The sequence below is a fragment of the Nocardioides sp. P4_G10 genome (genome assembly GCF_056401175.1).
In genome coordinates this window covers 20632-32765 of record NZ_JBFUJV010000024.1, presented here as the reverse complement: position 1 = coordinate 32765, position 12134 = coordinate 20632, and the positions used below count along the sequence as shown (strand labels likewise).

The 12134-nt window shown below is 72.2% G+C and carries 12 protein-coding genes and 1 tRNA gene; 1 reads left to right on the top strand and 12 read right to left on the bottom strand.

Features of this window, described 5'->3' with window-relative positions:
- Positions 1–100: 100 nt before the first annotated feature.
- A tRNA-Pro gene (locus AC1DP1_RS19700) sits at positions 101–174 on the bottom strand.
- A gap of 215 nt (positions 175–389) precedes the next feature.
- Here AC1DP1_RS19700 and AC1DP1_RS19695 point away from each other — a divergent pair.
- Entirely contained in the window at positions 390–1070 is a 681-nt protein-coding gene (locus tag AC1DP1_RS19695) for a M23 family metallopeptidase (protein WP_477508275.1), read from the top strand.
- A 13-nt stretch (positions 1071–1083) separates the two neighbouring features.
- Here AC1DP1_RS19695 and der read toward each other — a convergent pair whose 3' ends face one another.
- The 11 genes from der to AC1DP1_RS19640 all read right to left on the bottom strand — a co-directional run bounded on the left by der (position 1084) and on the right by AC1DP1_RS19640 (position 12090).
- Entirely contained in the window at positions 1084–2451 is a 1368-nt protein-coding gene (der, locus tag AC1DP1_RS19690) for a ribosome biogenesis GTPase Der (protein WP_477508274.1), read from the bottom strand.
- Between the two features lie 6 nt (positions 2452–2457).
- On the bottom strand, positions 2458–3207 hold the full coding sequence (locus AC1DP1_RS19685; RefSeq protein WP_477508273.1) for a lysophospholipid acyltransferase family protein: 750 nt from the start codon (positions 3205–3207) through the stop codon (positions 2458–2460).
- Entirely contained in the window at positions 3204–3890 is a 687-nt protein-coding gene (gene cmk, locus AC1DP1_RS19680) for a (d)CMP kinase (RefSeq protein WP_457189769.1), read from the bottom strand. Before cmk ends, AC1DP1_RS19685 begins: the two co-directional genes overlap by 4 nt.
- Positions 3891–3901: 11 nt before the next feature.
- Positions 3902–4987 (bottom strand): prephenate dehydrogenase, encoded by a 1086-nt coding sequence (locus tag AC1DP1_RS19675; protein WP_477508272.1) that lies wholly within the window; start codon positions 4985–4987, stop codon positions 3902–3904.
- The gene (gene aroH, locus AC1DP1_RS19670) at positions 4980–5357 is read right to left on the bottom strand and encodes a chorismate mutase (protein WP_457189765.1); all 378 of its coding nucleotides are present in this window, start codon (positions 5355–5357) and stop codon (positions 4980–4982) included. The genes AC1DP1_RS19675 and aroH overlap by 8 nt, the downstream gene beginning before the upstream one ends.
- A 25-nt stretch (positions 5358–5382) precedes the next feature.
- A complete protein-coding gene (locus tag AC1DP1_RS19665) occupies positions 5383–6186 on the bottom strand; it encodes a pseudouridine synthase (protein WP_457189763.1) in 804 nt (267 codons plus the stop codon).
- A gap of 49 nt (positions 6187–6235) precedes the next feature.
- Positions 6236–7012, bottom strand: a complete 777-nt coding sequence (gene scpB, locus AC1DP1_RS19660) for an SMC-Scp complex subunit ScpB (protein ID WP_477508271.1) — start codon at positions 7010–7012, stop codon at positions 6236–6238.
- Positions 7009–7914 carry a segregation and condensation protein A gene (locus tag AC1DP1_RS19655; protein ID WP_477508270.1) on the bottom strand — a complete coding sequence of 302 codons (906 nt, stop codon included), beginning with the start codon at positions 7912–7914 and terminating at the stop codon, positions 7009–7011. Before AC1DP1_RS19655 ends, scpB begins: the two co-directional genes overlap by 4 nt.
- Positions 7911–8252 (bottom strand): hypothetical protein, encoded by a 342-nt coding sequence (locus tag AC1DP1_RS19650; RefSeq protein WP_477508316.1) that lies wholly within the window; start codon positions 8250–8252, stop codon positions 7911–7913. The genes AC1DP1_RS19655 and AC1DP1_RS19650 overlap by 4 nt, the downstream gene beginning before the upstream one ends.
- A gap of 2 nt (positions 8253–8254) precedes the next feature.
- Positions 8255–9163, bottom strand: coding sequence for a ParA family protein (locus AC1DP1_RS19645; protein WP_477508269.1), 909 nt, complete (start codon positions 9161–9163; stop codon positions 8255–8257).
- Between the two features lie 302 nt (positions 9164–9465).
- Positions 9466–12090 carry a DEAD/DEAH box helicase gene (locus AC1DP1_RS19640; protein ID WP_477508268.1) on the bottom strand — a complete coding sequence of 875 codons (2625 nt, stop codon included), beginning with the start codon at positions 12088–12090 and terminating at the stop codon, positions 9466–9468.
- Between the last annotated feature and the right edge of the window lie 44 nt (positions 12091–12134).

Genomic DNA, 12134 nt, shown 5'->3' with positions numbered 1-12134 from the left:
CGCGAGGGTTTTTGGTCCATAAACGTGCCACAAGCCGATCTGACTCGAAACGAAACGAGCCCCTGACCTGCGTTTCCGCAGGTCAGGGGCCATTTCTCGGTCGGGCTGACAGGATTTGAACCTGCGACCCCTTGACCCCCAGTCAAGTGCGCTACCAAGCTGCGCCACAGCCCGAGTGCTCCTGGCACGAGGCCTGCGGAGCGATGGGAAGACTACCGCAGGGCCTCCGCGGTCACGGAATCGACCCGCCGTCCTCGCCGCTCCCCCGTCCTCGCAACGGTTCGCCGGGTGGAGACGGACGTAGTCCGAGTGGGCCATTTGTCGCCGAACCCCGTGAGTGCCGACCCGCGCCGTCCCACGATGGACCGTCGACCTGTGGGGGTTCCCTGATGCCAGCTGTGCCACGCCTCGGCCTGGTGGTCGCCGCCCTCGCGGCGATCGTCGGGACGGGCCTCGTCGCGCCCGCAGCGCAGGCCGCACCCGAGGCGGTCGTGCGTGAGGACAGCGGTGCGGCCGAGGCCGTCGCGCAGGCCGCCGCCCTCGCGGAGCAGCTCGCCGAGCGCGAGCAGAGCCTGGCGACCCTCAACCAGGCAGCCGACGCCCGCGACCGAGCGCTCATCGGATACCGCGCCGTGCTGGCCCGCTACGGCTACGACGGCGACCCGGACGCGGTGCGCGCCGTGCTGCCGCTGGCGTCGTACGACCTCTCGGCCGGCTTCGGGCTGACCGGCCCGCTGTGGGAGGCCGAGCACGGCGGACAGGACTTCAGCGCGTACGCCGGCGAGCCGCTGGTCGCGGTCGCCGACGGCATGGTCACCGAGGTCGCGTACGCCGGTCCCTACGGGCTGCGCACGATCCTCACGCTCCCCGACGGCACCGAGATCTGGTACTGCCACCAGACCGACACGACCGTCGTCGCCGGCCAGCAGGTCGGCATCACGGACGTCATCGGCAGCGTGGGCTCCACCGGCAACTCCACCGGTCCGCACCTCCACCTCGAGGTGCGCCCGGCCGCCGGCAGCCCCGTCGACCCGATGGACTGGCTGCAGGCCCAGGGCCTCGACCCGTGACCTGACCCGCGGGTCAGCGCTTGCGCTTCTCCCGTGGCTTCTGCTCGATGACGATCGGCGTGCCGACGAAGCCGAACTCCTCGCGGAGCCGACGCTCGATGAAGCGCTCGTAGGAGGCGTCGAGCTTGCCGCTGGTGAAGAGCACGAACGTGGGCGGGGCCACCGACGGCTGGGTCGCGAACAGGATCTTGGCCTGCTTGCCGCTGCGCACGGGGTGCGGGTGCTCGGCGACCAGGCGACCGAGGAACGTGTTGAGGGCACCGGTGCCGATGCGGGTCTCCCAGCCCTCGAGCGCCTTGTCGATGGCCGGGACGAGGCGGTCGACGTGCCAGCCGGTGCGGGCGGTGAAGTTGATCCGCGGCGCCCACTTCAGCTGGACGAGGTCGCGCTCGATCTCGCGCTCGAGGTAGTAGCGGCGCTCCTCGTCGACGAGGTCCCACTTGTTGAAGGCGATGACCATCGCGCGGCCGGCGTCGCGGATCGTCTGGATGATCCGCATGTCCTGCTCGGAGACGGTCTCGCTGGCGTCGAGCACGAGCACCGCCACCTCGGCGCGGTCGATCGCGGTCGTGGTGCGCAGCGAGGCGTAGTACTCGTGGCCGGACGCCTGGTTGACGCGCTTGCGGATGCCGGCGGTGTCGATGAAGCGCCAGGTGCGGTCACCGAGCTGGATCAGCTCGTCGACCGGGTCGACCGTGGTGCCGGCGACGTTGTCGACGACGACCCGGTCCTCCTTGGCCAGCATGTTGAGCAGGGACGACTTGCCGACGTTGGGCTTGCCGACGATCGCGATGCGGCGCGGGCCGCCGACCTCCTCGAAGGACTCCTTGGGCGTCTCCGGGAGCGCCGCGAGGATCGCGTCGAGCATGTCGCCGGACCCACGGCCGTGCAGCGCGGACACGGCGAACGGCTCGCCCAGGCCGAGGTTCCAGAGGCCGTAGGCCTCGGCCTCGGTGCGCTGGTCGTCGACCTTGTTGGCGGCCAGGACGACGGGCTTGCCCGACTTACGCAGGATGCGTACGACGGCCTCGTCGGAGTCGGTGATCCCGACGGTCGCATCCACGACGAACAGCACGGCGTCGGCCAGCGAGACGGCCACCTCGGCCTGGGCGCGGATGCGCTCGGCCATGCCGCGGGCGTCAGGGTCCCAGCCACCGGTGTCGACCACGGTGAAGGCGCGGCCGGCCCAGTTGGCGTCGTAGGACACGCGGTCCCGGGTCACGCCGGGGCGGTCCTCGACGACGGCCTCGCGGCGCCCGATGATCCGGTTGACGAGGGTGGACTTGCCCACGTTGGGTCGCCCGACCACGGCCAGGACCGGGGTGGGTCCGGTCGGCTCGTCGGTGGACGCGGCGTCGACGCCGGCGTCGTACTCAGTCATGGGTGATCACAGCTCTCTGGATGGCTCGACGAGCCCGGTGTCGGGGTCGTCCTCGGATTGTCCCGCAGGAAGCGGCCCGGGCAAGGATCGGCGCGTGTCGCCGAGCGCCGTGGCCAGCTCGGACAGCAGGTGCTCCCGGAGCAACACCGACGTGGCCGCCACGTGTTCCCGGGTGCGTGGCCAGGGCTGCTGTGTCGTCCGCCACGGCTGCCCGAACACCAGGTCGACGGTGTCGCCGCGCGCCGGGAGGGCGTTGCCGCCGCCGCCGGGCGGACGGGTGCCGAGCATCGTGACCGGTACGACCGGGGCGCCGGTGACGAGGGCGAGGTAGGCGGCACCGTGGTGGAAGCGGTGCAGCTCGCCGTCGCCGCGGGTGCCCTCGGGGAAGATGCCCGCCACTCCCCCGTCGCGGACGACGCGCAGGCACGAACGGATCGCGCCCGGGTCGGCGTGGAACCGGTCGAGCGGGATCTGGCCGGAGGCCCGCAGGAAGCGTCCGAGTCGCCCCTCGAACATCTCCTGCTTGGTCAGCGCGTGGACGGGCCGGGGCGAGAAGACCGCGAGGAGCGGCCCGTCGATGATCCCGATGTGGTTGCTCGCGAGGATCACGCCGCCCGCCTCCGGCACACGGTCGGCGTGGTGCACGACGACGGGCCACCGGGTGCGGACCAGCCGCGCGGCGGGTGGACGCAGCAGGTTCAGCAGCCGGGTGGCGGGGTGCTCGTCGGCGCTGGCAGGCAGGTCCGCCCGGTTCACGCTCGTCGTGCCTCCGCCAGCGCGACGATCCGGTCGATCACCTCGGCGAGCGTCAGGTGCGTGCTGTCGACGTGGACCGCACCCTCGGCCATGGTCAGCGGCGCGGTGGCCCGCCCGGAGTCGATGCGGTCGCGCTCGAGGAGGGACTGCTGCGTGCTGGCGACGTCCGTGCCACCCTGCTCGGCCGTACGACGCTGGGCGCGGGCGTCGGGGTCGGCGCTGAGGTAGACCTTGACCTCGGCCTGCGGCCACACGACGGACCCGATGTCGCGGCCCTCGACGACGATGCCGCCCCCACCGATGGCCTCGCGCTGCAGGTCGAGCAGGCGGGCGCGTACCTCCGGCACGGCGCTGACCGGGCTGACCGCGGCGTTGACCTCGTCGGCGCGGATCTCGACGGAGACGTCGGTGCCGTCGACGGTGATGGTCGGGCCCAGCGGGTCGGTGCCGGACTCGATGGTGGGACGCCCCGCGGCGGCCGCGACCGCCGCCGTGTCGCGTACGTCGATGCCCTCGCGCAGCAGCCACCACGTCATGGCGCGGAACATCGCACCGGTGTCGAGGTAGCGCAGGCCCAGCCGGTCGGCCACGCCGCGCGAGGTGCTCGACTTCCCCGAGCCGGACGTGCCGTCGACGGCGATGACGAGGGACCCGGTCTGTGCGGTGCTGTCGACGGTGCTCACGGGCGAGAAGGTTACCGGTGGGTCGTCCACCCGCGGGATTCGAGAGCGGCCAGCAGCTGCTCGGCGCTGCCGCGCTCGACGACGAGCTCGGTGAGGCCGACGGGGCGCCCCGGGTCGTGGTCGATGTGGACGTCCTCGATGTTGATGCCGATCTCGCCAGCGTCGCCGAAGAGACGGGCCAGCTCGCCCGGGTGGTCGGGCACCGCGACGAAGACCGAGCGGGTCGGTCGCGCCGGGCCGCCGTGCTTGCCGGGGATCGCGGCCGTCCCCGCGTTGCCGCGGGTGAGGATCTCGACGAGGTCCGGGGACCCGTCGGAGGCGACGGCCGTCATGAGGGCGTCGAGGTCCGCGCGGACCTCGGCGAGGAGGTCGAGCACGGCCTCGGAGTTGGCCTCCAGGATCTGCTGCCACAGCTCCGGGTCGCTCGCCGCGACGCGCGTGACGTCGCGGACGCCCTGGCCCGAGAGGGCGAGGTGCTCGGCCGGGGCCGCTGCCAGGCGTCCGGCGACGAGCACGGCGGCGAGGTGCGGCAGGTGGGAGATGCGGGCGACGGCCCGGTCGTGCTCCCCCGGTTCCATCACCAGCGGCGCGGCCCCGCACTCGAGCACCAGTGCCTCGACGAGGCGTACGGCGTCGGGGCGTGCGTAGCGGTGCGGCGTGACGGCCCAGGGCCGTCCGTCGAAGAGGGCCGCGCTCGCGGCGAGGGGGCCGGAGCGCTCGCTCCCGGCCATCGGGTGCGAGCCGACGTAGCGGGCGAGGTCGTCCGCTCCGACCCGGCCGGCCACCTCCTCGAAGGGGGCGGCCTTGACGCTGCCGACGTCGGTGACGACGGCATCGGTGCGGCTCAGTGCGTCGACGATGGCGTCGCCGACCGAGGCGGGCGGCACGGCCACCACGACCAGCTGAGGTCGGTCGTCCGGCGTCGCCACGCGTCCCGCCCCGAGGCCGTGGGCGGTGCGCAGGTTCTCCCCGGAGGTGTCGCGCAGCACGACCTCGATGCCGAGCCGGCTGCACACCAGGGCGATCGACGTGCCGATCAGGCCAGCACCGACGACCTCCACCGGCCCGGTCAGGGCCGGCAGGTCGTCGTCAGTCATGGCTGGTGGTCCGGGCGAGGTCGCGGCGCAGGTTGGCCGCGCCGTGGAGGTAGGCGTGGGTGATCTCCGAGCGCGGGAGGTCGGTCTCGACGTGCGCCATCAGCCGGACCACCCGCGGCATCGAGCCGGCGATCTCCAGCTCGCGGGCGCAGACCAGCGGGACGTCGGAGAAGCCGAGCTGCCGTGCGGCATAGGCCGGGAACTCGCTGGTCAGGTCGCTGGTCGCGGTGAAGATGATCGAGATGAAGTCGTCGACCTCGAGGTCGTTGGCCTCCATCACGTCCGTCACCAGCTCGGCGACCCGGTCCAGCATGTGCTCGCGGGTGTCCTCCTCGAGCTGGGTCGCCCCACGCACTGCTCTCACTGCCACGCGACGAGCCTAGCCGCGTCCGGAGTCAGAGCTGCGCGCTGTCCATCAGCTCGCCCAGCTCGGCCACGGTGAGCTCGCGCATCTCCCCCGACCGCAGGCGGGCGAGGGTGACCGGCCCGATCTGCGTGCGGGTGAGCCGGCGCACCGGGTGGCCGACCTGGGCGAGCAGGCGCCGCACGATGCGGTTGCGTCCCTCGTGGATGGTGAGCTCGACGATCGACCGGTTGCTGCCCTCGCGCCGCGGGTCACCGCCGAGCACCCGGGCCTGGGAGACCGTGACCGGGCCGTCCTCTAGCGTCACGCCGGCGAGCAGCTCGCGGATCGTCCGGACGTGGACCTCGCCGTCGACCTCGGCGACGTAGGTCTTGTCGACCTCGTGCGAGGGGTGGGCGAGGTGCTGCGCGAAGTCGCCGTCGTTGGTGAGGATGATCAGGCCCTCGGTGTCGGTGTCGAGCCGGCCGACGTGGAAGAGCCGCTCGGGCCGCTCGGCGACCAGGTCGCCCAGGGTGCGCCGGCCCTCGGGGTCCGACATCGTCGAGACGACGCCGCGCGGCTTGTGGAGCACCAGGTAGACCTTGTCGCTGATCGGGGGCAGGCGCTTGCCCTCGACCCGGATGACGGCGGTGCGCGGGTCGACCTTCGTGCCGAGCCGGGTGACGACCTCGCCGTCCACCTCGACGAGGCCGTCGAGCATGAGCTCCTCGCACTTGCGGCGGCTGGCGACGCCGGACTGCGCGAGCAGCTTCTGCAGCCGGATCAGGCCGTCCTCGTCGGTGTCGGGGCGCTGCGAGGCGGGCTGGTCGTTGTCGGGTGCGTCGTGCGGTCTCATTCGGGGTCCCTGCGGAAGCGCGAGCGAAGCGAGTGGTGTCGTGGGGTGGTCAAGAGATCTCGGTCCCGCCGTCGGGCTCGGTGCCGTCGCCGGAGTGGGGCGAGGCGTGGCGCGGAGCCGGCTGCGGCTGCTGGGGAGCGGGCGGTACGTCGACGGGAGCGGGCTCAGCAGCCGGCTCCGGCACCGGCTCGGCGTCGAGCCCGGCGACGCTGGCCAGCTCGTCCTCGAGGTCGTCCATGTCGGGCAGGTAGGGCGCGAGCTCGGGCAGCTCGTCGAGGGAGGTGACGCCGATGCGCTCGAGGAAGTAGGACGTGGTCCGGTAGAGGTTCGCGCCGCTCAGCTCGTCCTGGCCGGCCTCCTCGACCAGCCCGCGGGTCAGCAGCGTGCGCATGACACCATCCACGTTGACGCCGCGGATCGCCGACACCCGCGCACGCGACACCGGCTGCTTGTAGGCGACCACCGACAGCGTCTCGAGGGCGGCCCGGGTGAGCCGCGCCTGCTGGCCCTCGAGCACGAACGACTCGACGACGCCCGCGAACTCCGGACGCGAGTAGAACCGCCACCCACCGGCCACGGATCGCAGGTCGAACCCGCGGCCCTGCTCGGCGTACTCCCCCGCCAGCGCCTCGAGGGCGGCCTCGACCGCCTCGACCGGGTGCCCGACCACGGAGGCCAGGCGCACCGTGCCGAGGGGCTCGTCGGAGACCATCAGGATCGCCTCGAGCGCCGGGCGCAGCTCGGCGACCGCCACGTCCAGCGTGTCGTCCCCGGCGTCCTCGACGGGACCCGGGTCCGGCTGGGTGCTGTCGGGCTGCTCGCTCACTGGTCCTCCTCGGGCTCGTCGGCGGCTGCCGACGGCATGGGTGCATCATCGTCGCCCGGTGGGGCGCCGTCGAACTCGTCGTGGATGTCGACCTCGCCGTCCTCGGCGCCGGTCCAGCGCACGGTGAGCTCGCCGAGCGGGGTCACCTGGTCGAAGGACACCGCCCCCTCGCGGAACAGCTCGAGCAGCGAGAGGAAGCGAGCCACGGTGGTGAGCCGGTCCGGGGAGTCACCGCACAGCGCCCGGAAGGTCATCGTGCCGCTGCGGCGCAGCCGGTCGACGACGAGCTGGCCCTGCTCGCGAACGCTCACCTTGGCGGCGTGGATGTGCTGCAGGGACACCTCGAGCACCGGCTTGGGCTCCATCGCCCTCGCCGCCAGCCGGGCGAACTCGTCGAGCCCGATCCCGATCAGCACCTCGGGCAGCAGCGTCGCGAACTGCTCCTCGAGCCCCACCGCCCGCGGGTGCCGGCGCGACTCCGAGGACAGTCGCTCCTCGAGGACCGAGGCCACCTGCTTGAAGGCGCGGTACTGCATGAGCCGGGCGAAGAGCAGGTCGCGCGCCTCGAGCAGCGCGAGGTCCTCCTCGTCCTCCACGTCGCCCTGCGGAAGCAGGCGGGCAGCCTTGAGGTCGAGCAGGGTCGCCGCCACCACGAGGAACGACGTGGTCTGCTCGAGGTCCCAGGCGCCGCCGAGATTCTTCACGTGGGCGATGAACTCGTCGGTGACCTGCGACAACGCGACCTCGGTGATGTCGAGCTTGTGCTTGGAGATGAGTCCGAGCAGCAGGTCGAAGGGGCCCTCGAAGTTGTCCAGGCGTACGGCGAACGCCGGGGCCTCGCTGCCCGGCTCGATGGTGCCGCCGGGTGTGAGGTCCGGGACAGCGGGGCGGGCGGTGCTCACTCGTCGAGCAGCCGCTGCACCAGCGCGCTGTCGGCGCCCTGGGCCTCGAGGTCGGCGAGCACGATTGCCAGCGCCTCCCGGACGAGGCGGCCACGATCGACGGCGAGGCCGTGGTCGCGGCGCATCGTCAGGCGGGCGTGCTCGATGTCGAGCAGCTCGTCGGAGGTGACGTAGACCGTCATCTTCTCGTCGTGCCGCACGCGGCCGCTGGGCTTGCGGGGTCCGGCGGGCTCGGCGTCGTCGACCACGGCCCGGACGCGGCGCTGGCGCTGCTCGGGAGCGGGGTCCGCGGGCGCGGTCTCGGACGTCGGCCGGAACAGGTCGTCCGCGGCCGGCATGCTCACTCGGCGGGCCACCGGGTCAGCACCTCCTTGGCCAGCTGGCGGTAGGCGTCGGCGCCGGCCGACGACGAGGCGTAGGCCGTGATCGGCTCGCCGGCGACGGTCGCATCGGAGAACTTCACGGTGCGTCGGATGACGGTGTGGAAGACCTTGTCACCCCACGCCGACACGAGGCGCTCCATGACCTCGCGGCTGTGGAGCGTGCGTCCGTCGAACATCGTGCCCAGCACGCCCTCGATCTCGAGCTTGGGGTTGAGCCGCTCGCGCACCTTGTCGATCGTCGTCTTCAGCAGGGCCACGCCGCGCAGCGCGAAGTACTCGCACTCCAGCGGCACGATGACGCCGTCCGAGGCGGTCAGCGCGTTGACGGTCAGCAGGCCGAGCGAGGGCTGGCAGTCGATGAGGATGACGTCGTAGTGCTCGAGGGCCGGGGCGAGCACCCGCTGCAGGGTCTGCTCGCGCGCCACCTCGTGGACCAGCTGCACCTCGGCGGCCGACAGGTCGATGTTGGAGGGCAGCAGGTCCATGCCCTCGATGCCGGACGGGACCACCACCTCGTCGAGCACGGTCTCGCGGTCCATCAGCAGGTTGTAGATGGTCAGGTCCATCTCGTGGGGGTGCAGGCCGAGCCCCACCGACAGCGAGCCCTGGGGGTCGAAGTCGACGAGCAGCACCTTGCGCCCGAGCTCGGCGAGCGAGGCGCCGAGGTTGATCGTGGTGGTGGTCTTGCCGACCCCGCCCTTCTGGTTGCACATCGAGATCACGCGGGCGCCACCGTGCTCGGTCAGCGGCCGCGGCTCGGGGAACACCGGCATCGGACGCCCGGTCGGACCGAGGGGCGTCTCCGCCTCGAGGGTCGTCGTGGCGCGTGTCTCGAGCGGACGCTCGAAGGGGATCGGCTGGGTCACGGTCTGCTCGTCTCGCGGGGTCGGGCGGGGGTGGGGGGTCTGGTGCGGGTGCGGTGGTCGCACGAGGGGCGGCATCTGCGGGGCACTGCTGCCCGTGTCGTGACCGGGGAATCCCGCGCCGCTCATGTCTGCTCCTCGTGGGTCGGATGAGGCACCTGTCGTGCATCGGCCTGGACCTCGATTGGACCACGCCGGACGCCGTCGACTTTGTCGACACGTCGACAGTTCGCAGATGAGTTCCGGCGGGTCCCGGCCTGCTGCCGCGGCGGGACTCTACGCGGTCGTCCGTGCCGTCCGGGCGGTCACCTGTCCCCGAGCCGCCGCATGGCGACGGTCGCCAGCACGAGCTCACCGGCGCTGTCGGTGGCGTCGCAGTCCACCATCGCCTCGATGACCCAGTCGTGGTGGTCCTCGGGGTCGTGGATCGTCTGGCGTACGTCGCGCAGGCGGGCCGTGGTGCCCTCCTCGGCGCCGACCGGCTCCCCGGTCCGCTCCTCCCCCACGACCAGCAGGTCCGGCCCGCGGGCGTCGCCGTCGGTCAGGACGCGGTCGTGCTCGGCGTAGTAGTCCTCCAGCGCCGCGTCCCACACCGAGCGGCCCATGACGACCTGCCGCGGCGGGTCGGTGCGGTCGGCGGCCGCGCGCTCGAGGCGTACGAGCACGTCGAGGTCATCGCGCGACACGGCGTCGACGCGTGCCCACATCGCGTTGCGCAGCATCACCCGGAACGGGCGCTCCTGGCGCGACAGCGGCCGAGGCGGGGGCGGCGGCTCGTGGTGCGCGACCGCGCTGGAGGCGTGGTCCGGGTCCGACAGGGCCTCCCACTCGTCGAGGAGCGAGGAGTCGGTCTGGCGCACCGTCTCCCCCAGCCACTCGATGACGTCCTCGACCTCGGGCGCGTGGTGGGCGTCGGGCACCAAGTTGCGCAGCGTCCGGTAGGCGTCGGTCAGGTAGCGCAGCACCAGGCCCTCGGAGCGGGCGAGCTGGTAGCGACCCACGAAGTCGGTGAAGCCCATGCCCTGCTCCCACATCTCGCGCACGATCGACTTCGGCGACAGCGCGTCGTCGGGGAGCCACGGGTGGGTCTGGCGGTAGGTCTCGTAGAGCGCCTCGAGGAGCTCGCGGAGCGGCTGCGGCCAGGTGATCTCCTCCAGCAGCGCCATCCGCTCGTCGTACTCCAGGCCGTCGGCCTTCATCTGCCCGATCGCGTCCCCACGGGCCGCGTGCTGCTGCGCCATCAGGATCTGGCGCGGCGCCTCCAGCACCGACTCGACGATCGACACCACGTCGAGGGCGTACGTCTCCGCCTCCGGGTCGAGCACGTCGAAGGCGGCCAGCGCGAAGTGCGCCAGCGGCTGGTTGAGCGCGAAGTTGTCGGGCAGGTCGACGGTCATCACGAACCGGCGGCCGAACTCGTCGACCTCCGGCAGCCGGGTCACGATGCCCGTGCGGACGAGCGAGCGGGACAGGCGCAGGGCGCGGCGGGCCAGCCTCAGCTGCCCGCGCCGCTCCTCGTGGTTGTCGGTGACAAGCCGGCGCAGGACGGCGAAGGCGTCCTCCTCGCGGGTCACGACGTTGACGAGCATCGCGTTGTCGACCTTCATCCGGCTCTGGAGCCGCTCCGGCACCCCCGCGACGAGCTTGTCGAAGGTCTGCTCGGTCCACACCACGGTGCCCTCGGGCGCCTTCTTGAGCTGGGCCTTGGACTTCTTCTTGCCCGCGGCCTGGCGCGCGGCGATCTTGGCCTTCGCCTGCTCGTTCTCGATCACGAAGTCCGGCGCCTGTACGACGACGTAGCCGGCCGTGTCGTAGCCCGCGCGGCCGGCGCGGCCGGCGATCTGCTGGAACTCCCGCGTCCGGAGCACCCGCTGCCTGGTGCCGTCGAACTTGGCCAGCCCGGTGAACAGCACAGTGCGGATCGGCACGTTGATGCCGACGCCCAGCGTGTCGGTGCCGCAGATCACGCGCAGCAGACCGGCCTGGGCGAGCGTCTCGACGAGCCGGCGGTACTTCGGGAGCATCCCGGCGTGGTGGACGCCGATGCCGCTGCGCACCAGCCGCGACAGCGTCTTGCCGAAGCCGGCGCCGAACCGGAAGGCCCCGATCTTGGCGGCGATCGCCTCCTTGTCCACCTTCGGCCCGCCACCCGACGAGCCGAGCCGGGACTTGACCAGGTTGGTCGCGTGCTCGACAGCGGCTGCCTGCGTGAAGTGGACGACGTAGACCGGGTCTTGGCCGGTCGTCACCAGCTCCTCGAGGGTGTCGTCCAGAGGCTCCATCGACCACCGGAAGCTCAGCGGCACCGGACGCTCGGCGTCGTCGACGACGGCGGTGTCGCGGCCGGTGCGTCTCTTCAGGTCCTCCACGAAGAAGGACACGTCGCCCAGCGTGGCCGACATCAGCAGGAACTGGGCGTCGACGAGCTCCAGCAGCGGCACCTGCCAGGCCCAGCCGCGGTCGTGCTCGGAGTAGAAGTGGAACTCGTCCATCACCACGAGCCCGACGTCGGCCGCCCGACCCTCGCGCAGCGCGATGTTGGCCAGCACCTCGGCGGTGCAGCAGATGATCGGCGCGTCCGGGTTGACCGCGGCGTCGCCGGTGAGCATCCCGACGTTGTCGGCGCCGAAGACCTCGATGAGCGCGAAGAACTTCTCGCTGACGAGCGCCTTGATCGGGGCGGTGTAAAAGCTCACCTCGTCGCGGGCGAGTGCCGCGACGTGGGCGCCGATGGCGACCATCGACTTCCCCGACCCGGTCGGCGTCGCGAGGACGACGTGGTTGCCGCCGAGCAGCTCGATCACCGCCTCGTCCTGGTGCGGGTAGAGGTCGAGCCCCTGGTCGGCCACCCAGCCGGTGAAGGCGTCGTAGACCGCGTCCGGGTCCGCGCCCGTCCGGACCCGCGTGTCGAGGCGCACTGGATCCGGCATGCGTCGATCCAACCATCCACCGGTTTCAGTGGGGCAGGCGGCGT